This is a genomic window from Tenacibaculum finnmarkense genomovar ulcerans, assembly GCF_900239495.1.
Lineage (GTDB): Bacteria > Bacteroidota > Bacteroidia > Flavobacteriales > Flavobacteriaceae > Polaribacter > Polaribacter ulcerans.
The window spans coordinates 15,204-41,234 of sequence record NZ_OENE01000007.1; the positions used below are offsets into that span (position 1 = coordinate 15,204).

The following is a 26,031-nucleotide window of genomic DNA, read 5'->3' on the forward strand; positions in this document are numbered from 1 at the left end:
TAGTTAAATAAGTGTCCATTTTTTATTTGCATTAATAATTCTACTTTTAGGAATTGTACCTAATTCTTTAATTTTTATTATATCTTTTGTAAATAAATTAAAATCATCTATTTTTTTTAAAATATCCTCTCCTTCATTCGTTATATTTATTTCTAAACTATCGGAGTATTTACCTTTCATTATAATTGATTTTTCACAAAAATTATTTATATAACAAAGTGCTAATATTTTATCAATTCCAATTTCAAAAGACCAAGGTGTAATAGTTTGTCTTCTTTTTTTAGAAAAATCATATAAAACTTGATAGTTTGATTCTGTTCTTAATCCCCAAAAAACTAAATGAATTAATTGTATTGATGCTTTTTTTCTATTGGAACAATACTTAACTATTGCGAGTAATATTATTAATTTATAATAAGCATTATGTCTTATTGGTTCAGAAATAGCTTTTGAAGTTAATTTAATATCAATCATTATTATCTATTTTCAAAATTTAAAGAACAATCTAATAACCATTCAATTATTTGGAAATCTGCTAAATCTAATTTTATGTCATTAGGAATAACTTTTTCAAGTTCATATTTTAGTTGATTCTTTAATTCTCTTTTCGTTTTTCTTGCTTCATTATTATCCTTTACAAATTTAGAGGAATATTCCTCTTCAACATCATCCTGAAATTTATTTACAATATTTTTAAAACTCTTATGTAATTCAGGGCTTTTAGCATCTAAATCATAAATATTTTCTTGTAAAGAAAGATGTTTTATAAGTTGTTTTTGTGTGTTTTTATTTGCTATTTCTTCTGTATCATAAATTACTTTGTTTTTTCTTTCTAAATTCTCAAAATTACCATTATTCAATAATTTATAATTTTCTAAATCTTTTATTGTCTTTTCCTTTTCTAAGTTTTCTTCCCATTGTTTTAAAAAATCTATATCAGACATATTATGAAAATGTTTAAATACCTTAGATAAGTTTTTTATCGAACAACAATTAATATCATCATTCCAAGCTGTTTCTGTATTAACAGCATTTAGTATTCCTATTAGAAAAAGTTCCTTGTTTTTTATTATATATACTCCACTACCCGAAAGTCCTTGAGCAACAAACTGACCCTCATTACCCCCTTGATCAAATGTGCCATCAATATTAATTTGAAAATTTAATTTATCATTTGATATTTGTAAAATCTTTCCTTCAAATGGTCTAAATTGATTTTTATAAACCCCTTGATAACCATAAAAAATAATATTTTCTTTTTTAATAAAACCATAGCCTAATTTGACTGCTTTTAAATTATTTACTTCTTCAATAAAATCAATTTCTAATAGAGCCCAATCCTTATACTTTTTAGGACTATTATCTACTATTGAAAGAACATCAATATTTTTAAATTCAGAATTATAACCATCTTGAGTTTCAATATAAATGTCCTTTATATTCGGTAAAGAATCACCAAGACAATGAAATGCGGTTAGTACATAATAATTATTGTCATTAACTATAATTACACCACTTCCTTGATTTATATTTTTACCTTCTTTTTTTATAGTTATTCTAACACACGATTTTTCTAAAATATCAGTTATCATATTTTTTAGAATTTATTTTTATATTCAATTTTCCAATTGCCTTTTTCTAAATCGACTTCTGTTATAAAATCACCTATTTTATTTTTAATATCTTCTAAAGAATAGTTTGTAAAAATAGAAACTTCATTATCAAAATTTCTAGCTGAATTATAAACAATTCTAGCAATTGTTTCTCTTGATGGATGTTTATGATTACTCGAACCACCATTAGTAGATATAATAAAATTTGGACAATTAATTAATTCTAATAAACTACTAGAAGTATTGTTTTTACTACCATGATGAGATATTTTTACATAATCACAATTTAGTTTATTAGTGACTGTGTAATTTAACGCCTTTAATTCTTCTTCAATTATTTCAGCTCTTGAATCAGCAAGGAATAATATTTTTTTATCTAAACAATCTAAAATGAAAGAAATTGAAGAAGCATTTACAATATCACTTTTTATAGGACTATTAGGTTTAAAACTTGTTTTACTCAACTCTTCTAAGCAAATATTATAAGAGTCTGTAATATTTTTAGATGATATATTTTCTTTTTGTTGTTGATTATTAGGTTTTAACTGCTCCCATTTATCATATAGTGAACTTAATATTTCTTTTGTAGGAGATAGAATTTTGAATTTTATTCCCTGCAAATTAATTTCTTTATCCTCATTTGTTATATTTCTAACTCTGACTTTTGGTTTTTTCTCTAAAATGAGTTTCTTTAAATCACTCCCTTGTTTAAAACTAATTAATTCACCTGCATTTATATCAAAAAGTTCTGGATGATTTACCCATATTTCTTCTATTTCTATTTTATCAATAATAGAATTTTTGAATAATTTTATTAAACCACCTATATGGTCAGAATCAATATGAGTCAGGATTAATAAATCAATTTTAGTAATACTTTTTAATTCTTGTTTTAAAAAATATTTAAATGTAGAAGATGTTCCTCCATCTAACAAAATAATAAACTCATTGTTATCAGAAGTATACGTTTTGATTAAAATACAATCTCCGTTATATGCTTTTAAAACTGAGAATTCTGTGATTTTTCTTTTCATTCTAATTTTTTTATAAAAACATACTATTATATAATTTATTAAGAGTATCTCTATTTTTTAACTATACATCTCCACCATTAAACAATGAAAAACACATAAGAAACAGAGAACTCTTCCTTTTTCAATTTTTAACCTATAAAACTACACAATTATTTAGATAAACCACCAACCACTTACACAACATCCAAAACACTAACCCCGTTACTTTTTTTGGTGATTTGTATTTGCGTCGGGATACGTTCTTTCAGGTTTTCAACGTGGGATATAATCCCAATCATTTTTCCTTGTGCCTGCAGCGTTTCTAAGGTAGAAATTACCGTTTCAAGCGTATTGCTGTCTAAAGTTCCGAAACCTTCATCAATAAATAGCGAATCAATTTTCACATTTTTACTCGCCAAATCCGATAATCCTAATGCCAAAGCAAGGCTAATAATAAACTTTTCGCCACCACTCGAAGTATCTACCAATCGAGCTTGATCGGTTTGATAATGGTCGATTAAATTAAAATTAAGCTCCTCTTTTGGCTTGTATAAATCCTCCATTTTTAACGAATAACGCTTGTTCAATTTGTACAAATGCACGTTGGCGAGGTCTAATAAATGCTTTAAAGTTAAACGTTGCACATAGATATTAAACGCATCTTTTGAGTTCCCGATAATTTTAAATAACTGCTTCCAAACGTTGCAAATAGCGGTTTGCGCATCAATTTTTTGACAAATATCCTGGTTTCTATCCTGTATTTCTTTGTCCTTTCTAAAAGCCTCTGAAATTTCTCCTTTTTCAGTTAAAAAATCTTTGTTTTTTTGTTGAAAATCAGCTAATTTTAATTTGCTATCTTCCTCAGAAACTTCAAAATTTCTAGCAGTATTTAAAACTTCTTTTGCTTTTATATTCTCTTCTTTTAGCGTTTTTAATTCAACTTGTTTTTTGTTTATTTGCTCTTTATTCTCGCTATATTTTAAAATATTTTCTTTCGATAACAACGCCTTTTCAATAGCTTCTTTCGATTCAAAATCACTATTTTTTAGTTGCTTATTAAATTCAACATTTAAGTTTTCTATTTCTTCGGATAAAACTTTTAAATCTTGATTATTTTTAACTTTTAACGCTTCTTTTACCGATTTTTCTTCTAATATTTTTTGAACATTTTTTTTACTTTCTTCCAATTTTTTTGAAGCTTCTTTACATCTTAATTGTAAATTTTCACGCTTTTTTTCCACAGTAATTTCAGATGGTAAAATACTATTTCGTTGTTCTTTTAAAAGCTTCGTATTATTTTCAGATGCTGATTTTTTTTGAAGAAACTCATTTTGTGTTTTTGTATAATTTTCTACTTGTTTTTTAGTATTTTCTAAATCAAGATTATTTACTTTTTCTTCGGATTTTAAAGCCTCTAAATTTTGTTCAATTTTTGAATATTCAGCAACAGATTTTTCAATATTTTCGATAAACAAATCCGCCTGATTTATAGCTGGTAATTCATACTTAAATTCAGTCAACTTCGTTTTTAAAGTGTTTTCTAACTTGCTATAAGTAATCGTTAATTCATCCGTTATTTTTTCTTTGGATGTTATTTCAGCAGTGGCATTTTTGTTTTTCTCGGTGAGTGTGGCAACGGCTGTTTTAAGTGTATTTACTTCGTTTTTCTTAAGTTCAATTTTTTTAGATAAACGATCTTTATCAATTTGTAATTCTTGTGCTATTTTTAGGTTTTTATCAAGTACTTTTAGTTCTTCCGATATTGAATTTAACGCTATATTAATTTCAGTAATATTTGTTAAATCAGAAGAAATTGGCAATTCAGAAGATTTTAATTTTAGTTTTTTTACATCCTCTAAAATTGAATTTAGTTGAGTTTGTAAAGCTTCAATATTGGTATTTAATTGTGTTTCTTTTATCTTTAAAGCTACTTTTGATTCTTCTAAATATTTTAAACTATTTTTTCTTTCGACAAGTATTTTTTCAGATTCTGAAATCCCAATAACTTCCAAATTTTCTGCAAACGGATGTTCTTTTGAACCACATAAACCACAAGGTTCGCCTTTTTTTAATTTTTGACGATCAGCCTGATAATTAGCGATACTTTTTTCTAAATTCAGAATTTTTTCAGCATCTTTAACTACTATTTCTTGTTTTGAAATAGCTGTTTCAAACTTTTCAATTTCTAATTTACAATTGATTAACTCCGTTGATAAATTTTCTTTTTGAGTTATTTTTTCAGTATATTCTTGCTTGTTTTTTGCAATTTCTTCGGATAAACTTTTAAATTCTTTCCAATTATTTTCTGATGTAGCAAGTTGTTTTTGTTTTGCAAATAAATCAGTACTATTATTTTTTGATAAGGTGGTGTTTACAGCTAAAATTTCTTTCTCAAGCTTTTCAATTTCGATATTTTCTTTAGCTAAAAAATCAGTTTTTTCTTTTAAAGAAATCGTTGTTTTTTGTATTCCTTCATTTTTATCAGCAATAAAAACAGCATTTTCTTTTAAAATATTTTTATGTGATTTTAACGTAATTAAATCCGAATTCCAACTAGAAATATGATTTTTAACTTCTAATAAAAAGTTGTTTTCAGTTAGATTTTTTTCATCAATTTTAATATTTCCTTTTAATTTATCTAAATTTATTTTTAGCTTATTTTCTTTAGTTTCAAAATTTGTAATTTCTACTTTTAACTCTTTTAATTTTTCAGATGATTGAAAAGTAATATCAATTTCATTTTTTAATTGCGCATCTAACTTTGTAATTTTATCAAATTTCGGCAACCAAATTTTAAATTCTTTATCTGTATTTTCTAAAGCTGTTGTTTCGTTTTTAACTTGATTTTTGAAGTTTTCAATTTTAGGCGTAAGCTTTATTAATTCATCTTCTAATATTTTCTTTTGATGTGTTTTATCAAGAATATTTTTCTCATTTCTTTTAAAATTTTGAATCAACTCTATAAAAGGAGCTGCTTTTTCATGTAAAGATAACAAGCTTAATTCTTGTTTATAATTATCAACAAAGAGAGAAAGTTTTTCAGTTTCTTTTTCAAAAATTATATCTTTTTCAAGTAATTTTTGATAATTTATATACCAATTAATAACAGCTGTAATTTTTGTTATTTCTGCTTCATTTTTAGCAATATCGGTTGTTAAAATTGCTGATTTTTCTAATAATGCTTCTTTTTCTTCTTTTGATAAAATATCATCAGCATTAATTTTTGCTTTAATTATAGCTAGTTTTTTTTCTTCGGACGATTTTCTATTTAAAATTTCTTCACCAATTTTTTTATAGATTTGTTCGCCTGTAATTTGCTCTAATAATTTTCCTTTATCAGGTCCTTTTGCTGATAAAAAAGAGGCAAATTCACCTTGCGCCAATAATACAGAACGTAAAAATTGGTCGTAATTTAATTGGGTTACTTTTTGAACCTCTTCAATATATTTTCTTTTTTGAGTGGCGATTATTTTATCCGTAGATAAATTTTTTAAGCTCACCTCTTCTTTTGGATTTGTATATTTTTTACCTGCTTTGTTTGCAAGTTGGATTCCCCAATATCCTTCATAAATAAAATTATTATTTTCGAAAGTAATGCGGGTAAAAGCATTATTTGCACCATGACTTACTACATCAATTAAAGATCCTTTTGTATCCTTAAAACGAGGGACTTTTTGATATAAAGCGATTGTAATGGCATCTAAAATAGTGGTTTTTCCTGCACCTGTAACACCTGTTATGGCATATAAACCAACGTCTTTAAAGTTTTCATTTTCAAAATCAATAACAATTGGTGTTTCTGATTTTAACGAATTTATATTTTGTAATGCTATTTTTAAAATTTTCATAACGAATAAAGAATATTAATTTTTATTGATTTTTAACTGCTTGTAAAACTTCATTAAAAGCATCCCAAACTTGCTGATTTTGGTCTAAATCAAAATCCATTTCTTCGCATTTTAATTTAAAAACTTCGGTAGGAACTAATTCTTTTATGGAGGTTGCATCGGCTAATAACTCTTCAATTCCTTTTATTTTTCGTTGATTTTTTAAGGTGATTTTTAATATTTCAAAATCGTGTGCTTCGGAAGCTATTTTTAATTCATCAGTTTGTATCGTATTATCTTGATCTAAAACAATTTCTACCCAAGGTTTTAATTGATACGAATTGGAAATGATACTCGGAAATTTAGCGATACAATCATCCATACTTCCTTTTAGTTTGTAAAACTCTCTAAAATTAGGAACTATAACATCATCAATATTGCTGATTTTATTTGCTGATATTTCTAAAACAATGATTTTTTTATCATAAGTAAGTTCACTGAAACTTAAAATATTTGGAGAACCTGAATATCTGATTTTATCATTTTCGCCAACTATTTGCGGTCTGTGTAAATGCCCTAAAGCCACATAATCAAAATAAATTGGAAAATCTTGAGCACCGATATGTCCTAAAGTTCCTACATAAATATTTTGTTCGCTATCAGAAACCGAACCACCGGTAGCAAATAAATGTCCCATAGCAATAACGGGCGCATTGCTGCTATTTATTTTTTCAGATTCAATAGCGATTTCTTGATAATGATTGATTAAAGCTTTTTTATATTTATCGGTTAAATCATCAAAAGATTCGCCTGCAACGGCACGCCTAATATCGCCATCACGCAAATACGGAACAGCGCCAATAAGTACTTTTTCATCATTTATATTTATTTCAAAAACTTCATCGGAAATCTTTTCGGTGGCTTTACCAACTACTTTTATTGATAAGGCATTTAATAATTCTTTAGGAGCGTTTAAAGTTCCTGGCGAATCGTGATTTCCGCCTGTAATAATGATGTTTTTACACGAAGTTTTCTGGAGTTTTACCAAAAAATTATAATACATCGTTAAACTTTGGTTCGAGGGCGAACTGGTATCAAAAATATCGCCTGAAATTAAAAGCAAATCAATTTTTTCATTGCTAATATGATTTTCTATCCACGCTAAAAACAAGGTTTGTTCTTCTAATTGCGAATGCTCATGTAATCGATGTCCTAAATGCCAATCGGCAGTGTGAAGTATTTTCATGTGTTTTTTTAAAGGTATATTCTTCTTATAAAGAAACCTTGAAAATCACTATTTTTATAGTAAAAAAAGTAAAAAACAAGTTAATTTTAGTTGTTTTATATAAAAAGGTTAAAATAGCAGCGGTTTATTTTTTAAGGCTAAAAGTACACAATTGTTAAAATAAAAACAACAGATAAAAGAATAGTATATGAGTATTTTATCAAAAAAATTTATCATTTAATTAAAACGGATAAAAAAATTCAATAGAAAATTATTCATATATTTCTTAACTTACATAAATTGTTTTTCGTGACTTTTTTTTCATCTTTGTATCCTAAATAATGAGTACCTAATTTTAATTATTAAAAAATAAAAAAATGTCAATATCAGATTTATATTCTACAGGAAAACACAAACAAGAAATAGGACACTTTGCAAGTATTGTAAAAATTGCAAAAACTGATGGCACTATTTCAGAAAAAGAGCAACAATTATTAGAAAGAGTTGCAAAAAGGTTAAACATTGATCAAACAGAATACACAGCAGTTTTAAAAAGCCCTGAAAAGTATCCTGTAAATCCTCCTGTAAGTTATGACGAGCGTATTGAGCGTTTATATCGTTTAACAAAAATGGTTTTTGCCGATGAGCATGTAGACAAAAAAGAAGTAACTCTTATGCGAAAAATTGCTGTTGCTTTACAATTTCCTACCGACAACGTAGAAAAAGTTTGCGATGAAGCAATTTACTTGGTAATGAACGATAATGATTTAGATAATTTTACAAGTGCAGTTAAAAAAGTAAACGCTGTTTAATGGTATTATAATTAATTTTTTTTAACAAATCCCCTCTTTAAATGATATATAAAATTATACTTGCTACACTGCTTTGTTTTTCGATCAATTTATGTTCACAGAATTTAAACGATTCGTGGCAAGTAGGTATTGGTATGGGTATTACACATTTTAATGAGTCGAATGCGGCTTTTATTGGTGATACCAATATGTTTCAAGTACCAGTACTTAATTTAACCGCGCCAATTAGTGAGCGTTTATCAGTTAATGGAGCGATGTCAGTAAATACGATTGACAATGTGGGTTTTATGGAAAATAGCGTTAAATATTTTTCTATGGATGCTTCATTGCGTTATAATTTTAATGCAATTTTTGATAAGTTTAGCCCCTATATTTTTACAGGTGGAAGTATTGTTGACTCTGAATTAAAAGCAACTCCTACCTTAAATATTGGAGCGGGTGGTATTTATTGGTTTACCGACAGAATTGGTTTAAATCCGCAACTATATTACAAGCATTCTTTTGATGGTTATCAAAGTATGCGTTCGCATATTCAAACTACTTTATCGGTTGTGTTTAACCTTAATTGGAACGCCAATAACCGTAATCGTAATGGGTCGCAATCAAGGCCTGACTGTTATCATAATAAATATTAAGGATCAATATTAAGAACTATTTTTATACTAAAAAACGCCACTTTATTACAAAGTGGCGTTTTCTATCTATTTATTTTGATGTTTTTTTAAGACAATTTATCTATTGCATTTTTAATTCTTGCAATCGTATTTTCTTTTCCAATCATTGTCATGATATCAAATAAATCAGGACCTGCTAATTTACCTACCAAGCTTAAACGAAGCGGTTGCATTACTTTACCAAAACCAATTTCTTTGGATGTTATCCATCCTTTAATTTGGGTTTGAGCGTTTTCTATATTGAATTCTTCAATAGTAGAAATTACCGTAATTAATTCTTGCATTAATTCGCTAGTAGTTTCTTTCCATTGTTTTTTAGCTGCTTTTTCATCGTATGCTGATGGATTTTCAAAGAAAAAACTTGATAATTCCCAGAAATCAGCCACAAATGTAGCACGCTCTTTTATTAATGAAACAATTTTTTGAGTGAAATTTTCATCCGCAGTAATTCCTTTTTCTTTAAGAATAGGCAAATATAAAGCGGTTAATTCTTCGTCAGATTTTGTCTGTAAATATTGCTGATTAAACCAGTTTGTTTTGTCTGGGCTAAATTTAGCTCCCGATTTACTAACTCTGCTTAAATCGAAAGCTTCCACTAATTCTTCTAATGAAAAAATTTCTTGCTCCGTACCAGGATTCCATCCTAATAAAGCCAACATATTTATAAAGGCATCGTTAAAATAACCATCTTCTTTATAGCCACGAGAAACATCACCGGTTTGTTCATTGGTATATGCTAGTGGAAATACAGGAAAACCTAATTTATCACCATCACGTTTGCTTAATTTCCCTTTTCCTACAGGTTTTAAGATTAACGGTAAATGTGCAAATTTTGGCGCTTTCCAATCAAAAGCACGGTATAATAAAATATGTAATGCCATTGATGGTAACCATTCTTCACCACGAATAACATGTGAAATTTCCATTAAATGATCATCTACGATATTTGCTAAATGATAGGTTGGCATTCCGTCCGATTTAAACAATACTTTATCATCTAAAACATTGGTATCAATTTTAATTTTCCCACGGATTTCATCTTCTAAAATCAAAGTTTCATCTTGTGGCGTTTTAAAACGAACAACGTATTTATCGCCCGCAGCTAATTTAGCTTCAACTTCTTGAGCTGAAAGCGCTAATGAACTGTTTAATTTCTCACGATTATGCCAGTTATAAGTAAACGTTTTTCCGTTTTCTTCATGGTTTTTACGATGCGCATCTAACTCTTCAGCAGTATCGAAAGCATAATAAGCCCATCCTTTTTCTAATAAAATATCGGCATATTCTTTATATAATTCTTTACGTTCTGACTGACGATAAGGCCCGAATTTTTCATTATTATTTGGTCCTTCATCAAAAGGAATATTACACCATTCTAAAGCATCAATTATATATTGTTCGGCATTTTTAACATAACGAGTTTGGTCGGTATCTTCGATACGTAACACAAAAGTTCCGTTGTATTTTTTAGCGAATAAATAGTTGAATAAAGCAGTTCTTACACCACCAATATGTAAAGGTCCTGTTGGGCTAGGAGCAAAGCGTACTCTTACGTTATCAGTCATTTTTTGTTGATTTGAAGCTACAAATATAGTTGATAATCTAATTTTAGTATAAAATATTACATCTTTAATTAAAAATAGCGTGTTATTATTATCTGTAAACACGTTAAAAAAATAGTACTTTTATAAACTATTGTGTACATTTAATTAAATGAATTAAAAATATAAAATTAACACTATGAAAGATAATAACCATCTTCTTTTCTCATACGGAACTCTACAATTAGAAAAAGTTCAAATAGAAACCTATAAGAGAATTTTGAAAGGGAAAAAAGATAGTTTACCAAATTACAAACTAGATAAACTTAGAATTATAGATAAAGATGTCTTAGAAAAAAGTGGTAAAGAGTTTCATCCAATAGCTATTAAAACAAATAGTCCAAATGATTTAATCGAAGGGACTATTTTTGAAATATCAGAACTAGAACTTAAAGAAACGGATAAATATGAAGTGAATAATTACAAAAGAGTCTTGGAAAATTTCTCATCTGGACAACAAGCTTGGGTTTATGTATCGAGTAAAGAAAAACCAAATTCAACAATCTCTAATAATATTTCTAAAATCAGAGAAAGAATAGATAATGCTTGTAAACTATCAAATCGAAACCCAAATGAAATAAAATTACTTCTAGCAACAAAAACTGTATGTAGTGAAAGAATTAAAGAAGCTCTTAATTGTGGAGAAACTTTGATTGCTGAAAATAAAGTTCAAGAAATAAAACAAAAGTATAACGATTTGAATACATGTTCTTTTGAACAGCATTTTATTGGGCATTTACAAACCAATAAGATTAAAGAAATATTGAAGTATAATATTAATTGTATTCAAACAATTGACAGAATTAGATTAGCTGAAAAACTAGATAAAAGATTATCTTTTGAGGATAAAGTAATAGATGTTTTAATACAGGTAAACACTTCAAATGAAACTAGTAAATTTGGTATTAAACCAAATGAAGTTATTGATTTTATTAAACAAGTATCACTGTTTAAAACCTTAAAAATTAAAGGACTAATGACAATCGGATTATTTAGTTCTGATTTTGAAAAAGTGAGAAAATGTTTTAAACTTTTAAAAACCATACAACAAGAAGTTATAGAAGAGCAAATACCAAATGTAGAAATGAAAGAATTGTCTATGGGTATGAGTGGAGATTTAGAAATTGCAATTGAAGAAGGAGCAACAATAATTCGAACAGGAACAGCAATATTTGGAGAAAGAGAATATCCTGATAGTTATTACTGGAATGAAAACGAATAAAAACTATGCACAACAAACGAAAATAGCGAAAATAGTGCTTAATTTAAATTTTATGTATTTTTACAAAGTTCATACTTAATTCGAATTTTTTAGCTTTTTTATTCGCTACTTCGTTTATACGTCCAACGATATGGAGAATTTTAGCAAAATAGAACAAAAACTACAGCAATTTAGTAGAAAATACTATACAAGCGAATTAATAAAAGGAAGTATTTTATTTATTTCCTTAGGATTAATATATTTATTTTTCACCTTATTTATAGAGTATTTTCTATGGTTAAAACCCACGGCTAGAACTGTATTATTTTGGCTATTTATTTTGGTTGAATTATTTTTATTTGTCCGATTTATCTGTTTTCCTATTTTTAAAATTATAGGATTAAAACAAGGAATTTCTTTTGAAGAAGCATCAAAAATAATAGGAAATCATTTTCCTGAAGTACAAGATAAACTTTTAAATCTGCTTCAATTAAAACAAAATAACACTAAATCTGATTTATTAATAGCTAGTATTAATCAAAAATCAGAAGAAATACAGCCAATTTCTTTTAACAAAGCAATCGATTTTAAAACGAATATTCGCTATTTAAAATATGCGTTAATTCCGTTAATTATTTGGGGATTATTTTTTTTAACAGGTACTTCTAAACAATTATCTGAAAGTTTTAATCGAGTGGTAAATCATTCGGTTGCTTATAAAGCGCCTGCCGATTTTTACTTTAATATTACGGCAAAAAACTTAACTGTTATTAAAGGAAAAGATATTACTGTCTATATACAAACAACAGGAAAAGCTGTTCCTGAACAAGCAAAAATTCATTTTAATGAACAACAATATTTCTTCAAAAATGAAGGAAATTGTTTGTTTTCTTACACTTTTACACAAGTACAAAAACCTGTTGATTTTTACGCAAGTGCAAATGCTATTACTTCGGATGTATTTAAAATAACGGTCATAAATACGCCTTCGATTCAAAATATTTCAGTGCATTTAAGCTATCCGAAGTATATCAAAAAGAAAAATGAAATCATTAAAAACACAGGAAATATAATTGTTCCACAAGGAACTCTTGTAAAATGGGCTGTTAAAACAAGTCAAACAGATAGTGTTCATTTTATTTCAAATAACAAACGATTTGCTTTTTTAAAAGATACTAAAAATAAATTTCAATTTAAAAAACAAGTAAAAAAAGCACTCAATTATCAAATTTCTACGAGTAATAAAAACTTAAAAGAGTACGAAAAATTACAATTTTCGATTGGAGTTACTAAAGATGAATATCCGACAATTCATGTAAAATCTAATATTGATAGTATATCACGAGGAAATGCACAGTTTGTAGGGCAAATTGCTGATGATTATGGTTTCAAAAAATTAGAATTGGTGTATTATGATAAAAATAATAGCGAGCAAAATAAGCAATTCAAAAAAATTAAACTGACTAAAAACACCTTGCAAACCTTCTTTTTTGAATTTCCTGATGGCTTGAATTTACAAAAAGGCATCGATTACGAACTCTATTTTCAAGTGTTTGATAACGATATTATAAACGGTAGTAAAAAGACTAAAAGTCAGAAATTTTCGTATCGACAAAAAACAAAAAATGAAATTGATACCGAACTTTTACAAGAACAACGTAATCATATTCAACATTTAGAAAATTCATTGAACAAGCAAGAACAACAGAAAAAATCATTAGAAAAAATTCAGTTTGAGCTTCAAAACAAGAAAAATGTAAGTTGGAATGATCAGAAAAAAATTAAAAATTTAATTAAGCGTCAAAATCAATATAAAAAAATGATGCAACGGCAAACTGATAATTTAAAGCAAAATTTCTCGGAGAAAAAAGAGAAAAATGAAGCCTTGCAGGAAAAGAAAATCGACTTAAAAAAACGTATTGAAGAGCTTAAAAAATTAGACAAACAACAAAAATTATTAGACGAACTTAAAAAGTTAGCCGAAAAGTTAAATAGAGAAGATTTACTCAAAAAAACCAAAGAATTAGCCGAACAAAATAAACAGCAAGAAAAAAGTTTAGAGCGTATTTTAGAAATGACCAAGCGTTTTTATATGGAACAAAAAATGCAAAAGCTTGCTGATAATTTAAAGGATTTATCTAAAAAACAAAAAGATTTAAGTGAAAAAGAATCGCCTAAAGAAGCTGATAAAAAAGCTTCCGAAGAAAAAATAAAAGAAGAACAACAAAAAATAAATAAGGATTTTCAGAAAGTTAAAAAAGAATTAAACGATCTTAAAAAAGATAATAAAAGTTTAAAATCTCCGATGAAAATTCCAAAAATGGAAGATTTAGCAAAACAAGCTCAAGAAGAATTAAACAAAGCTGAAGAAAATTTAGAAAAGAAAAACGAACCTGAATCGAAAAAAAATCAGAAAAAAGCTTCTGATAAAATGCAAGAAATGTCTCAAAAAATGCAAAAATCAATGCAACAAATGAGCGCCGAAAATGACCAAGAAAACATGGAAGGTTTGCGTCAGGTTTTAGAAAATTTAATTATGTTTTCTTTTAACCAAGAAGCCTTAATGACTGTGTTTTCAAAAAGTAATTCTTCGCAGCCTAACTTTGGTAAAAACTTGCAAAAACAGCATCATTTAAAAACTTATTTTGAACATATTGACGATAGTTTATTTGTTTTATCGATAAAAAACCCAAAAATAACTTCAAAAATTCAAGATCAACTTTCATTGGCACATTATAATTTAAACGAATCTCTAGAAAGTTTTGCCGATAATAAATTTCAACAAGGTATTACAAGTCAGCGCTATATTATGACTGCCGCAAATACCTTAGCCGATATGCTAAGCAACGCGCTTGACGCCATGAAAAACCCAAAACCTGGCAGCGGAAAAGGTAAGGGAAAAGGAAAATCTTTTAGCCTGCCCGACATCATTAAAAAACAAAGCGAGTTAATGAAAAAGATGCAAGACGGAATGAAAAAAGGAGGCAAAAAGAAAGGAAATAAACCTGGAGAAAAAGAAGGTGGAAATAAAAAAGGCGAAGGACAAGGTGAAAAATTAAATGGAGAATTATATCAAATTTATAAAGAACAAGCCCAATTAAGACAGCAATTAGAAAAGGCGCTTCAAGAACAGAAAAAACAAGGAGCAGGGCATGGAAAAGGTAAAAATAAAAGTGCTGAAAAAGCCATAAAAAAAATGGAACAGCTAGAAAACGACATTTTAGAAAAAGGTTTTACCCAAAAAAATATTGACAGAATGCAGCAATTAAATTATCAATTACTAAAATTAGATAAGGCTACTTTTGAACAAAATAAAGATAAAAAACGAAAATCTGATGCTAATCTAAAGGAGTTTCATAGCAAAAATATTAAAAAATTAAAGTTTCAAAAGTTGTTTTATAAGCAGACAGAAATATTAAATAGACAATCATTACCTTTGCAACCTGATTATAAGAAGAAGGTACAAGAATATTTTAGCCTTCCTAAAAGCAACAAATAATACTTAAAAAACATTATTTTAAACAACTAAAATAGCATGATTGAATTTAATTACGAAACCGATTTTCAACTAAAAAATGAAGAAAAAACGGCACAATGGGTTTTAAATTGTATCGAAAAAGAAGGTTTTGAATTAGGAGAAATAAACTATGTTTTTTGTGATGACACTTATTTACATAAAATGAATGTAGAGTTTTTACAACATGATACCTTAACAGATATTATTAGTTTCGATTATACCTTAGGAAAATTAGTTGGTGGAGATATTTTTATTTCGATTGAAAGAGTCAAAGAAAATGCAAAGGAGTTTGATGTATTATTTGAAAATGAATTGCACCGAGTTATTATTCATGGCGTATTACACTACATGAAATACAAAGATAAAACGGATCAAGAAAAACAACTAATGCGTACTAAAGAAAATGATTCTTTAAAACTTTTAAATTTAAACTAAAACCGTTCCTTGTAGAACAGCCATAAAAAATGAGTTTATTTAATACAACATACGATGTAATTGTAGTAGGTGGTGGTCATGCCGGTAGTGAAGCTGCCGCAGCAAGTGCCAACATGGGTGCACATACATTACTAATAACAATGAATCTTCAAAATATTGCTCAAATGAGCTGTAACCCTGCCATGGGTGGTATTGCGAAAGGACAAATAGTACGAGAAATTGATGCTTTAGGTGGTTACAGTGCCATTGTAACCGATAAAACGGCGATTCAATTTAAGATGCTTAACAAATCGAAAGGACCTGCAATGTGGAGTCCTAGAGCGCAATCTGACAGAATGCAATTTGCAGAATGCTGGAGAAATATGCTAGAAAAAACCGATAATTTAGATTTTTATCAAGATGCCGTAAACGGATTAATTTTTGATGAAAATAAAATTGTTGGCGTAAAAACAGCCTTAGGTTTAGAAATAAAAGCCAAAACAGTAATTATTACGGCAGGTACTTTTTTAAATGGATTAATCCATATTGGTGAAAAAACATTTGGCGGTGGTAGAGCTGGTGAAGGTGCTTCAACAGGAATTACGGAAGATTTAGTTGAAAAAGGTTTTGAAGCTGGAAGGATGAAAACAGGAACTCCACCAAGAGTTGATGCAAGGTCTTTAGATTTTTCTAAAATGACAGAACAACCTGGTGATGAAAATCCTGAGAAATTTTCTTACTTACCAATTACTGAAAAATTAACCACACAGCGTTCTTGTTATTTAACCTATACAAATCAAAAAGTACACGATATTTTACGTGAAGGTTTTGATCGTTCGCCAATGTTTAATGGTCGAATTAAATCGACAGGACCAAGATATTGCCCGTCTGTAGAAGATAAAATTGATCGTTTTGCTGATAAAGATCGTCATCAGGTTTTTGTAGAACCTGAAGGATGGAATACCGTAGAAATTTATGTAAACGGATTTTCTACCTCATTACCTGAAGATATTCAAGACAAAGCAATTCGACATATTGCAGGTTTTGAAAATGTGAAGTTCTTGCGTTTTGGATATGCTATTGAATATGATTTCTTTCAGCCAACGCAATTAAAACATAATTTAGAAACTAAGTTAATCGAAAATTTATTTTTCGCAGGGCAGATTAACGGAACTACTGGTTACGAAGAAGCAGCTGCACAAGGTTTAATGGCTGGTGTAAATGCAGCTTTAAAAACTCAGAATAAAGAACCATTTATTTTAAAAAGAAGTGAAGCTTATATTGGTGTTTTAATTGATGATTTAATTACAAAAGGAACAGAAGAACCTTACAGAATGTTTACTTCTCGTGCTGAATATAGAACCTTATTAAGACAAGATAATGCTGATTTACGTTTAACAGAAATAGCTTATAATCTTGGTTTAGCTTCTAAAGAAAGGTTAGATAGAGTAATAAATAAGAGAACTAAAACAGCCGATCTTGTTAAATTTGTAGAAAATTTAAGTGTTAAACAAGAAGAAGTGAATCCTATTTTAGAAAGCAAAGGACTTAGTTTAATTAATCAATCGGTAAAATTATTTAAAATAGCTACAAGGCCACAATTATCATTTAATGATTTTAGAGTTATTGAAAAACTAGAAAATTATTTACAAGAAAATGATATGGATCAAGAAATTATTGAGCAAGTAGAAATTCACTTGAAATATTCTGGTTATATTGAAAAGGAAAAAAATAATGCCGACAAATTAAACCGATTAGAAAACGTTAAAATTCCTGCTAAATTCGATTTTAATAAAGTTCATTCATTATCGCATGAAGCTAGAGAGAAATTAAATAAAATTCAGCCAACTTCAATATCACAAGCTAGTAGAATAAGTGGTGTATCACCAAGTGATATTTCTGTTTTATTAGTTTATATGGGACGATAATAATTAAAAAAAATGATAAAAAAACGTTCCTTATGGAGCGTTTTTTTTTACGTATTATTGCAGTAAAAGACAACAATACATTGCTTAGAACATCATAAAAAATAAAAAATTGGAAACAACAAAAGAGCTTTACAAAAATCTTACACCATTACTAAATTGTATAGATCATACGGTTTCTGATGAAAGTTACGAAGTAATGTATAACAAGAAATATGATATGCTTGTTACTTCGCCTGTTCCTGTAAATTTAGAAAATTACTATGTAAGTGAAGCGTATATTTCGCATACTGATAGTAAAAAAACGCTGTTTGATAAAGTATATCAATTAGTAAAAAATCATACTTTAAAACAAAAATTAAAATTGATAAATTCTTTTAAATCCGAAGAAAAAACAATTTTAGATGTAGGTGCTGGTACTGGTGATTTTTTAAAAGTTTGTAAAGAAAATAATTGGAAAGTATCAGGAGTTGAACCATCAGAAAAAGCTAGAAGTTTTGCTTCAAAAAAAAATATTGAGCTTCAAGAAGATATTTCTAACTATAAAGGAAAACAATTTGATGTTATTTCGCTGTGGCATGTTTTAGAGCATATTCCTAATTTAATTGAATATACAAATCAATTAAAAAAATTATTAAAACCAAATGGTGTTTTAATTATTGCCGTGCCAAATTATAAAAGTTACGATGCTAAAAAGTATAAAGAATTTTGGGCTGCTTATGATGTGCCAAGACATTTATGGCATTTTTCTAAAACAGCGATAAAAAAAATATTTGCAACCACTAATATGAAAGTTGTAAAAATACTTCCAATGAAATTTGATGCTTTTTATGTTTCTTTATTATCAGAAAAATATAAAAATAATACATCAAAACCAATTAGTGCTTTTTTCACAGGATTAACATCAAATATCAAAGCAAAAAAATCAGGCGAGTATTCTTCTTTAATTTATTTGATAAAAAACAATTAAAATCATTTTAAACTATTTTAAAGTGGTTTTTAATAATCAAAATAAATAAAACATATAATTTACCTAAAAAAAATAAAACACCTCTTAAATACTTGTTTTAAGAGGTGTTTTTTATCAAAAAAAATTATTGCTATTTATTTTACCATCAAAAAAAACAATGATAATTTAAATAATCAAGCTTAATTACTTAGTAAATGCATTCCTAAAACTGTTACGATAAAATAAACTGCTAACGACATTGCTCCTGGATAATCTTTAGCCAATCGCTGTCCTATTAAAAGAAAAATTAAACAGAGTGCCGAAATTTGAACTCCTAATAATGCTAAATTAGCATCGTTCATTGTTATCAAATTAAAAATTCCGATAAACATAAAAGCTCCTGCAATTAACTCCATCACTAAAATTACCATCAATAAAAGTGGTACTGAATTTTTTAAAGGTGAATCTTTAAAATGCTCTTTGATAAAAGCAACATTTCCACTCCAATCAGAAACCTTATCAATACCCGATTGTAAAAAAGTAACGATTAAAAAAAGTAAAATTAAAATTGCTGTTCCGTGTTGTTGAATAACCTCCATATAATTGATTTTTAAATTATTTTTAAATAAAAAATTTGTAACAAAACTAAAGAAAAACCTTCTATAAATATCTATTATAAATAGTATCTTTAACCAATGCTTAAAAATTACTAACTAAAAAAATTAAAACTATGTTTAATTATTTGTATCCAATAATAATTATTGGACTATTTATTTTCTTCAAATCATTTTTTACCGTCAAACAACAAACAGCGGCAATTCTTGAACGTTTTGGTAAATTCCATAGTATTCGTCAATCAGGTTTGCATTTAAAAATTCCTTTAGTCGATAAAATTTCAGGAAAACTAAGTTTAAAAATTCAGCAATTAGATGTAATTATTGAAACAAAAACCTTAGATAATGTTTTTGTAAAACTAAAAGTATCGGTTCAATATAAGGTTATAAAAGAAAAAGTCTATGATTCTTTTTATAAATTAGATTATCCTCACGATCAAATTACTTCGTATGTATTTGATGTAGTTCGTGCCGAAGTTCCTAAAATGATTTTAGATGATGTTTTCTTGAAAAAAGATGATATTGCAATTGCTGTAAAATCAGAATTAAATGAAGCAATGATGACTTATGGATACGATATCATTAAAACATTAGTTACCGATATTGATCCTGATGCACAAGTAAAAGAAGCTATGAACCGTATTAATGCTGCCGATAGAGAAAAAACAGCTGCTCAATATGAAGGTGATGCACAACGTATTTTAATTGTTGAAAGAGCCAAAGCAGAAGCAGAAAGTAAACGTTTACAAGGTAAAGGTATTGCCGATCAGCGTAGAGAAATTGCACGTGGTTTAGAAGAATCAGTAGAAGTTTTAAATAGAGCAGGAATTAACTCGCAAGAAGCATCTGCATTAATTGTAATTACCCAACATTACGACACCTTACAATCTATTGGTGCCGATACAAATAGCAACCTAATTTTACTTCCAAACAACCCGAATGCGGCAAGTTCTATGTTAAATGATATGGTCGCTAGTTTTGCTGCTACAAATCAAATAGGCGAAAGTATGAAGGAAAGTAAAAACCTTAAAAAAGACGCATCATAGTATGATTATAACTACAACACCTAACATTGAAAATAAACCAGCAACAGCCTATTTAGGAATTGTTACTGGTGAAACAATTATTGGGGCAAATTTTATTAAAGATTTTTTTGCAGGAATTAGAGATATTGTTGGCGGACGTTCAGGTTCTTATGAAAAAGTATTGCGCAAAGCAAAAGATACCTCTTTAAAAGAAATGCAAGAAAGAGCTGAAGCATTAGGTGCCGATGCTATTGTTGGAGTAGATTTAGATTATGAAACCCTAGGAGCTAAAGGCGGAATGATCATGGTAACAACCTCAGGGACGGCTATTAAATTTTAAAAATTATATTTTACTCTATAAACGAAAAAAACCGAAGCATTTGCTTCGGTTTTTTTTAGCTATGATACTGCTGTTTTTATTTTTTATCGTTAGAAGAAGTTTTAATTTCTTCTGTTTTTTCACCTTTTTCGTCTACTTCTTCCTCGGCTTTAGTGGCATCTTTAAATTCTTTGATTCCTGTACCTAAACCTTTCATTAATTCTGGAATTTTCTTTCCTCCAAACATTAATAATGCTAATCCAACTACCAAGGCTATTTGCAATGGTCCAATCATTCCTAAAAATATACTAAGTGAAATCATCTTTATTAAATTTTACAGTACAAAGATACTAAATTAAATTCGCTGTTCAATTACTCCACCGATTACTTTTTTTGCTTTCAAAATTTCGGGAGTTCCTTTGTAAAAAATAGAACCTCCAAAAGAAACTTTAGCATCTAATGTTTCGCCAGCATTTACTTCAACTTTAGCTCCTGAACCTACTCGAACGTAATTTAAATCGGTTACCTTTAAATTATATCCATGGTACATACCACCTAAATTAGCCGCTACATTTTGGTTTTTAGTTGACCCTGAGAGTTTAATAACTGCTCCCGATGAACTTTTAACCGTTAAATGTTTCACTTTAACAACCATATTAATAAAAGCGCCTTCTTGTGCTTTTATTTCAATAGCTGGCTGTTCCATTATTTTTGCGGTAATTGTAGCACCTTCATTCGCATCAATTATACCTAATTCTGACTGGTAATAAAGCGTTATTTTAACCGTACCATCGGCAGTTGTTTCAGGGAATTTCAACGATAATTTTAACGTGTTATTTTTACTTTTAACCGTTACTTTATCTGCTTTATCTCCTGTTATAACTACTTTATTTTCTGTAGATTTTACTAAAAACACATCAATACCGTTAAATACTTTTACCTGAGTAAATTCACCGAGTTTTTTTGTAATCGTTGTTTGAGCAGCTGCTAAAAACGGCATCAAAATCAAACTTAAAAAGATTATTTTTTTAATCATAATAATTAATTAGTTACTTGGTACATTCAATAATTGTACCAACACTATAAAGTCAAATACTGGTTTTTATTGCAGTAGTGACTATAAATTAATGAGATACTAAATGAAAATCTAAATGTTTACGTTCTAAATCGGTATTTTTTACTTTTACAACAACCGTGTCTCCTAATTGAATTTCATTATTAGACGATTGCCCAACCACAGCATATTTTTTCTCATCAAAAACATAATAATCATCTTTAATGTCTCTAATACGCACCATTCCTTCACACTTATTTGCAGTAATTTCAACATAAATTCCCCATTCAGTAACCCCTGAAATAACCCCTTCAAATTCTTCCTCTTGATGGTCTTTCATATACTTTATTTGCATATATTTTATGCTAGAACGTTCTGCTTTTGCAGCTAATTCTTCCATTTGTGAAGAGTGCTTACATTTTACTTCATATTCATCAGATTTAGGAGAAGTTCCGCCATCTAAATAATGCTGTAATAAACGGTGTGTCATTACATCAGGATAACGACGAATTGGCGATGTAAAATGCGAATAATAATCAAAAGCCAAACCATAATGTCCAATATTTTGAGTTGTATAAGCTGCTTTACTCATCGAACGAATCGTTAAAGTTTCTACCATATTGGCTTCACCTTTCCCTTGAACATCGGCTAATAATTTATTTAACGATTGCGATGTTTTCTCTTTAGTTTCGGTATCTATTTTATACCCAAACTTGTTGATAATGTTCTGTAAAGAAGCTAGTTTATCAATATTAGGTTCATCGTGTGTACGATATATAAACGTATTTTTTGTTTCTTTTCCTTTAGAAAAACCAATAAATTCGGCTACTTTTCTATTGGCTAATAACATAAATTCTTCGATTAATTTATTAGCATCTTTCGATTCTTTAAAGAAAACTCCTACAGGATTTGCCTTTTCATCTAAATCAAACTTTACTTCAACTCTATCAAATGAAATTGCGCCTGCTTTCATACGTTTTTTACGTAATTTTTTGGCTAATTCATCTAATTTTAAGGTCGCTTCAACTATTTCTGGAATTACTTGATAACTTTCATCCGTAATTGAAATATCCGCTGGCATTTCGTAGGCTTTAATTTCTTCGGATAATGTACAGTTTTCAATAATTGACTGTGCTTCTTCGTAAGCAAAACGCTGATCAGAATAGGTTACTGTTCTACCAAACCACTGGTTTACAATTTCTGTTTTTTCATTCATTTCAAAAACTGCCGAAAAAGTTAATTTTTCTTCGTTTGGGCGTAATGAACAAACTCCGTTACTTAACATTTCAGGTAACATTGGCACTACTCTATCAACCAAATAAACTGATGTTGCTCTGTCATAAGCTTCATCATCTAAACTCGTTTTTGGTTGTAAATAATGCGAAACATCGGCAATATGAATTCCTATTTCGTAGTTTCCATTTTCTAATTTTGTAAATGATAAGGCATCATCAAAATCTTTAGCATCCTTAGGATCAATGGTAAATGTTAAATCTTTACGCATATCACGACGCTTTGAAATTTCAGCTTCGGTAATTTCTAATGGTAAATTTTCAGCTTCTTTTTCAATTTCTTCCGGAAATTCATACGGCAATCCATATTCTAATAAAATAGAATGAATTTCAGTTTCATGTTCACCAGGTTTTCCTAAAACTTGTGTAATTTTTCCGAATGGATTTTTAGAATTTTCTGGCCAATCTGTCATTTGCACGACTACTTTATCGCCATCTTCTGCGCCGTTTAATTTATTTTGAGAAACAAATAAATCTACCGACATTTTTTGACTGTCTGGCAATACAAAACCAAAACTTTTATTCATTTGTAAAATACCAACAAATTCAGTCTTTTTACGTTCGATTATTTCAACAACTTCGGCTTCTAATTTCGAAGATCGTCTTTTGTTATAAACAAAAACTTTTACGGTATCTTGATGCAATCCTTTTCCTAAATTAATGGCAGGCATAAAGATGTCTTTTTCAAAATCATCTGACATAAAATACCCATTTCCATTCGCTGTTAAATCTAAGGTACCGATATGATATTTACGATCTTGATTTATTTGATACTTGCCTCTATCTATTTCTTTAATTTTTTTTGTTTCGTGTAATTCTACTAATTTTTTAAGTACTTGACTTTTTCCATCAGAATCAGAAATACCCATTTTACTGGCAATCTGTTTATAATTATATGTTTTAGAAGTGTCTTCTTTTAAAATTTTGAAAATTTTTAAGGTTAAGTCTTTAATTACTTTTCCCTTTTTTTTATATATTTTTTTCTTTCTAGTCATTAATCTTTCGTCTTTTGTTAATTATCACCAAAATACAATTTATTTTACGACACTTTTTATTAAATAAGTGTTACCAATTTATTGTTTTGGGCTAATTTTTACATTATTATTTATGATATCATCATGATTTTTAAAACTCAATATATTTTATCTAAAAAATACCTCCTAAAAATCAAGAAGAAATTGAGCAATTTTTATACCATAAAAATAGTTAGTTGTTTTGCTTTTAAGGCTATTCCTATAATTTTATTAAATATTTAGATAGGCTATTTAATAAGGTTGTAGCAATTAAATTTCTGTTAATGGAGAAGTAACTACATTATGTAATTTAACAGTGTTATACCGCAAATATATATAAAAATAGCTAATAGTATCTGTGACGGTTATTTTTTGCTTGTTATACTTCTTTTTTTAGAAGAATTTTAAACAAGCTTTAAAGCTAATTAATGCGGTTATTAGTTATTTCTAATTTTTTTTGAATTGTTATTTCTTTATAAGGTTATTAACATTTATTATATTATATATATTTTCTCTTTAAATTTTAAAAAAAAGATGTTTGTTATTATAGTGTGTTAATAAGTACAATAAGTATTTGCTATTATTTTTGGTAATATGACTTATTAAATATTATCAACAGGTTATCATGTATTTAACTTCTTGATTTTTAGTATTTAAGTAAAGTTATTAACAGGTGTTAATAACTGTTAACAACTAATGATTCTTAATAACTTTAGCTAGTTTGATTGTTAACAAGAGGTTAATTTAGTGTTGATAAATGTTTATTAAATTCTAATAAAAAAAGTTGCATATGTTAAAATTGTTTTTGTATTGTAAAAATAATTGGAATAAACAAAAAAAGTTTTAAAAAGATACGCTTACTTATTAACATTTGCCCGGTATTTCTAAATTATTGATTTTGAGCTATTTATTGCTTATCTTTAAAAAAGCATTGTTAATTACTGTTGATAACCCTGATTTGCTGTATTTTTGTAGTACACAACTAAATTAAAATCAACAAATTATGACAATAGCCATTGGAAATGACCATGCCGGTACCGAGTATAAATTCGAAATTATAAAACTCTTAGAAAAACTAGGGCATAAGGTGATTAATTTTGGAACAAATGATACTAATAGCATGGATTATCCAGACGCTATTCACCCAACCGCTGAAGCTGTAGAAACGCAGCAAGCTGAAATGGGAATTATTTTATGTGGAAGCGGAAATGGTGCACAAATGACGGCAAATAAACATCAAGGCGTACGTGCAGCTTTATGCTGGAATAATGAATTAGTAGCATTAACACGTCAACATAATAATGCCAATATTTTAACAATTCCAGCTCGTTTTGTATCATTACAACAGGCTTTAGGTTTTGTAACTATTTTTTTAAATACCGAATTTGAAGGTGGAAGACATGCCGATAGAGTTAATAAAATAGCCTGTGATTGCCTATCGTAGTTTATAATGATTATAAATTAAAATATTTTAAATGAATTTTTTAATCAAAAAATTTACAGAACTAACAACATCAGAATTGTATCAAATATTACAATTGCGCTCTGAAATTTTTGTTGTTGAACAAAAATGTGTGTATCAAGACCTTGATAATAAAGACCAATATGCCTTGCATGTTTTAGGAATAAAGCAAGATAAAATTATAGCGTACACACGTTTATTTAATAGCGGTGAATATTTTGAAACGCCAAGTATTGGTAGGGTACTTGTTAAGAAGAAGGAGCGTGCATATGGTTACGGTCATTTTTTAATAGAAGCCTCTAAACAAGCTATTTACGATAGTTATAATTCGACTAAAATTACTATTTCAGCTCAAAAATATTTAATAAAATTTTATGAATCTCATGGGTTTATTAAAGAAGGGGAAGAATATTTAGAAGACGGAATACCACATGTTAAAATGAAAACAGTATAAAAAATATCGTTATTTCCTGCTATTTTT

21 protein-coding genes and 1 pseudogene are annotated in these 26,031 nt (G+C 28.2%); 12 read left to right on the forward strand and 10 right to left on the reverse strand.

What is annotated here, in order from left to right:
- Positions 1 to 3 precede the first annotated feature (3 nt).
- The 5 genes from DPIF8902391_RS02505 to DPIF8902391_RS02525 all read right to left on the reverse strand — a co-directional run bounded on the left by DPIF8902391_RS02505 (position 4) and on the right by DPIF8902391_RS02525 (position 7,699).
- Positions 4 to 474 carry a hypothetical protein gene (locus tag DPIF8902391_RS02505; RefSeq protein WP_172504962.1) on the reverse strand — a complete coding sequence of 157 codons (471 nt, stop codon included), beginning with the start codon at positions 472 to 474 and terminating at the stop codon, positions 4 to 6.
- A gap of 2 nt (positions 475 to 476) precedes the next feature.
- Complete coding sequence (locus tag DPIF8902391_RS02510; RefSeq protein WP_172504963.1) at positions 477 to 1,592, reverse strand: trypsin-like peptidase domain-containing protein; 1,116 nt, start codon at positions 1,590 to 1,592, stop codon at positions 477 to 479.
- 5 nt (positions 1,593 to 1,597) lie between these two features.
- A complete protein-coding gene (locus DPIF8902391_RS02515; RefSeq protein WP_172504964.1) occupies positions 1,598 to 2,647 on the reverse strand; it encodes a ComEC/Rec2 family competence protein in 1,050 nt (349 codons plus the stop codon).
- 173 nt (positions 2,648 to 2,820) lie between these two features.
- Entirely contained in the window at positions 2,821 to 6,474 is a 3,654-nt protein-coding gene (locus tag DPIF8902391_RS02520) for an AAA family ATPase (RefSeq protein ID WP_172504965.1), read from the reverse strand.
- A gap of 22 nt (positions 6,475 to 6,496) precedes the next feature.
- A complete protein-coding gene (locus tag DPIF8902391_RS02525; RefSeq protein ID WP_172504966.1) occupies positions 6,497 to 7,699 on the reverse strand; it encodes an exonuclease SbcCD subunit D C-terminal domain-containing protein in 1,203 nt (400 codons plus the stop codon).
- Between the two features lie 356 nt (positions 7,700 to 8,055).
- On the opposite strand from DPIF8902391_RS02525, the gene DPIF8902391_RS02530 reads away from it, so the two are divergent.
- Positions 8,056 to 8,490 (forward strand): TerB family tellurite resistance protein, encoded by a 435-nt coding sequence (locus DPIF8902391_RS02530; protein WP_172504967.1) that lies wholly within the window; start codon positions 8,056 to 8,058, stop codon positions 8,488 to 8,490.
- A gap of 41 nt (positions 8,491 to 8,531) precedes the next feature.
- Positions 8,532 to 9,125, forward strand: a complete 594-nt coding sequence (locus tag DPIF8902391_RS02535) for a hypothetical protein (RefSeq protein ID WP_058883966.1) — start codon at positions 8,532 to 8,534, stop codon at positions 9,123 to 9,125.
- An 86-nt stretch (positions 9,126 to 9,211) separates the two neighbouring features.
- On the opposite strand, the gene gltX is transcribed toward DPIF8902391_RS02535, so the two are convergent.
- Positions 9,212 to 10,729 carry a glutamate--tRNA ligase gene (gene gltX, locus DPIF8902391_RS02540; RefSeq protein WP_172504968.1) on the reverse strand — a complete coding sequence of 506 codons (1,518 nt, stop codon included), beginning with the start codon at positions 10,727 to 10,729 and terminating at the stop codon, positions 9,212 to 9,214.
- 175 nt (positions 10,730 to 10,904) lie between these two features.
- Here gltX and DPIF8902391_RS02545 point away from each other — a divergent pair.
- The 6 genes and pseudogenes from DPIF8902391_RS02545 to DPIF8902391_RS02570 all read left to right on the forward strand — a co-directional run.
- Positions 10,905 to 11,240, forward strand: a pseudogene (locus DPIF8902391_RS02545) (gamma-glutamylcyclotransferase family protein); the annotation flags it as partial.
- Positions 11,241 to 11,267: 27 nt separating this feature from the next.
- The gene (locus tag DPIF8902391_RS02550; protein ID WP_172505072.1) at positions 11,268 to 11,987 is read left to right on the forward strand and encodes a YggS family pyridoxal phosphate-dependent enzyme; all 720 of its coding nucleotides are present in this window, start codon (positions 11,268 to 11,270) and stop codon (positions 11,985 to 11,987) included.
- 130 nt (positions 11,988 to 12,117) lie between these two features.
- Positions 12,118 to 15,465 carry a DUF4175 family protein gene (locus DPIF8902391_RS02555; RefSeq protein WP_172504969.1) on the forward strand — a complete coding sequence of 1,116 codons (3,348 nt, stop codon included), beginning with the start codon at positions 12,118 to 12,120 and terminating at the stop codon, positions 15,463 to 15,465.
- Between the two features lie 36 nt (positions 15,466 to 15,501).
- Complete coding sequence (gene ybeY, locus DPIF8902391_RS02560) at positions 15,502 to 15,918, forward strand: rRNA maturation RNase YbeY (protein WP_058883963.1); 417 nt, start codon at positions 15,502 to 15,504, stop codon at positions 15,916 to 15,918.
- Positions 15,919 to 15,947: 29 nt separating this feature from the next.
- Positions 15,948 to 17,825 (forward strand): tRNA uridine-5-carboxymethylaminomethyl(34) synthesis enzyme MnmG, encoded by a 1,878-nt coding sequence (gene mnmG / locus DPIF8902391_RS02565; RefSeq protein ID WP_172504970.1) that lies wholly within the window; start codon positions 15,948 to 15,950, stop codon positions 17,823 to 17,825.
- Between the two features lie 109 nt (positions 17,826 to 17,934).
- Positions 17,935 to 18,792 carry a class I SAM-dependent methyltransferase gene (locus DPIF8902391_RS02570; RefSeq protein ID WP_242037260.1) on the forward strand — a complete coding sequence of 286 codons (858 nt, stop codon included), beginning with the start codon at positions 17,935 to 17,937 and terminating at the stop codon, positions 18,790 to 18,792.
- A gap of 179 nt (positions 18,793 to 18,971) precedes the next feature.
- Here DPIF8902391_RS02570 and DPIF8902391_RS02575 read toward each other — a convergent pair whose 3' ends face one another.
- Complete coding sequence (locus tag DPIF8902391_RS02575) at positions 18,972 to 19,370, reverse strand: DoxX family membrane protein (RefSeq protein WP_172504971.1); 399 nt, start codon at positions 19,368 to 19,370, stop codon at positions 18,972 to 18,974.
- Between the two features lie 131 nt (positions 19,371 to 19,501).
- On the opposite strand from DPIF8902391_RS02575, the gene DPIF8902391_RS02580 reads away from it, so the two are divergent.
- Positions 19,502 to 20,431, forward strand: a complete 930-nt coding sequence (locus tag DPIF8902391_RS02580) for an SPFH domain-containing protein (protein ID WP_058883959.1) — start codon at positions 19,502 to 19,504, stop codon at positions 20,429 to 20,431.
- 1 nt (position 20,432) lies between these two features.
- Positions 20,433 to 20,750 carry a heavy metal-binding domain-containing protein gene (locus DPIF8902391_RS02585; protein ID WP_172504972.1) on the forward strand — a complete coding sequence of 106 codons (318 nt, stop codon included), beginning with the start codon at positions 20,433 to 20,435 and terminating at the stop codon, positions 20,748 to 20,750.
- Between the two features lie 76 nt (positions 20,751 to 20,826).
- On the opposite strand, the gene DPIF8902391_RS02590 is transcribed toward DPIF8902391_RS02585, so the two are convergent.
- From DPIF8902391_RS02590 to rnr, 3 genes are all read right to left on the reverse strand, one after another.
- A complete protein-coding gene (locus tag DPIF8902391_RS02590; RefSeq protein WP_058883957.1) occupies positions 20,827 to 21,051 on the reverse strand; it encodes a Sec-independent protein translocase subunit TatA/TatB in 225 nt (74 codons plus the stop codon).
- Positions 21,052 to 21,084: 33 nt separating this feature from the next.
- The gene (locus tag DPIF8902391_RS02595; protein WP_144430002.1) at positions 21,085 to 21,729 is read right to left on the reverse strand and encodes a head GIN domain-containing protein; all 645 of its coding nucleotides are present in this window, start codon (positions 21,727 to 21,729) and stop codon (positions 21,085 to 21,087) included.
- Between the two features lie 124 nt (positions 21,730 to 21,853).
- The gene (gene rnr / locus DPIF8902391_RS02600) at positions 21,854 to 24,070 is read right to left on the reverse strand and encodes a ribonuclease R (RefSeq protein WP_058883956.1); all 2,217 of its coding nucleotides are present in this window, start codon (positions 24,068 to 24,070) and stop codon (positions 21,854 to 21,856) included.
- 1,021 nt (positions 24,071 to 25,091) lie between these two features.
- On the opposite strand from rnr, the gene rpiB reads away from it, so the two are divergent.
- A complete protein-coding gene (gene rpiB / locus DPIF8902391_RS02605) occupies positions 25,092 to 25,532 on the forward strand; it encodes a ribose 5-phosphate isomerase B (protein WP_058886194.1) in 441 nt (146 codons plus the stop codon).
- A gap of 31 nt (positions 25,533 to 25,563) precedes the next feature.
- Positions 25,564 to 26,004, forward strand: coding sequence for a GNAT family N-acetyltransferase (locus DPIF8902391_RS02610; protein ID WP_058886193.1), 441 nt, complete (start codon positions 25,564 to 25,566; stop codon positions 26,002 to 26,004).
- The last annotated feature ends 27 nt before the right edge of the window (positions 26,005 to 26,031 follow it).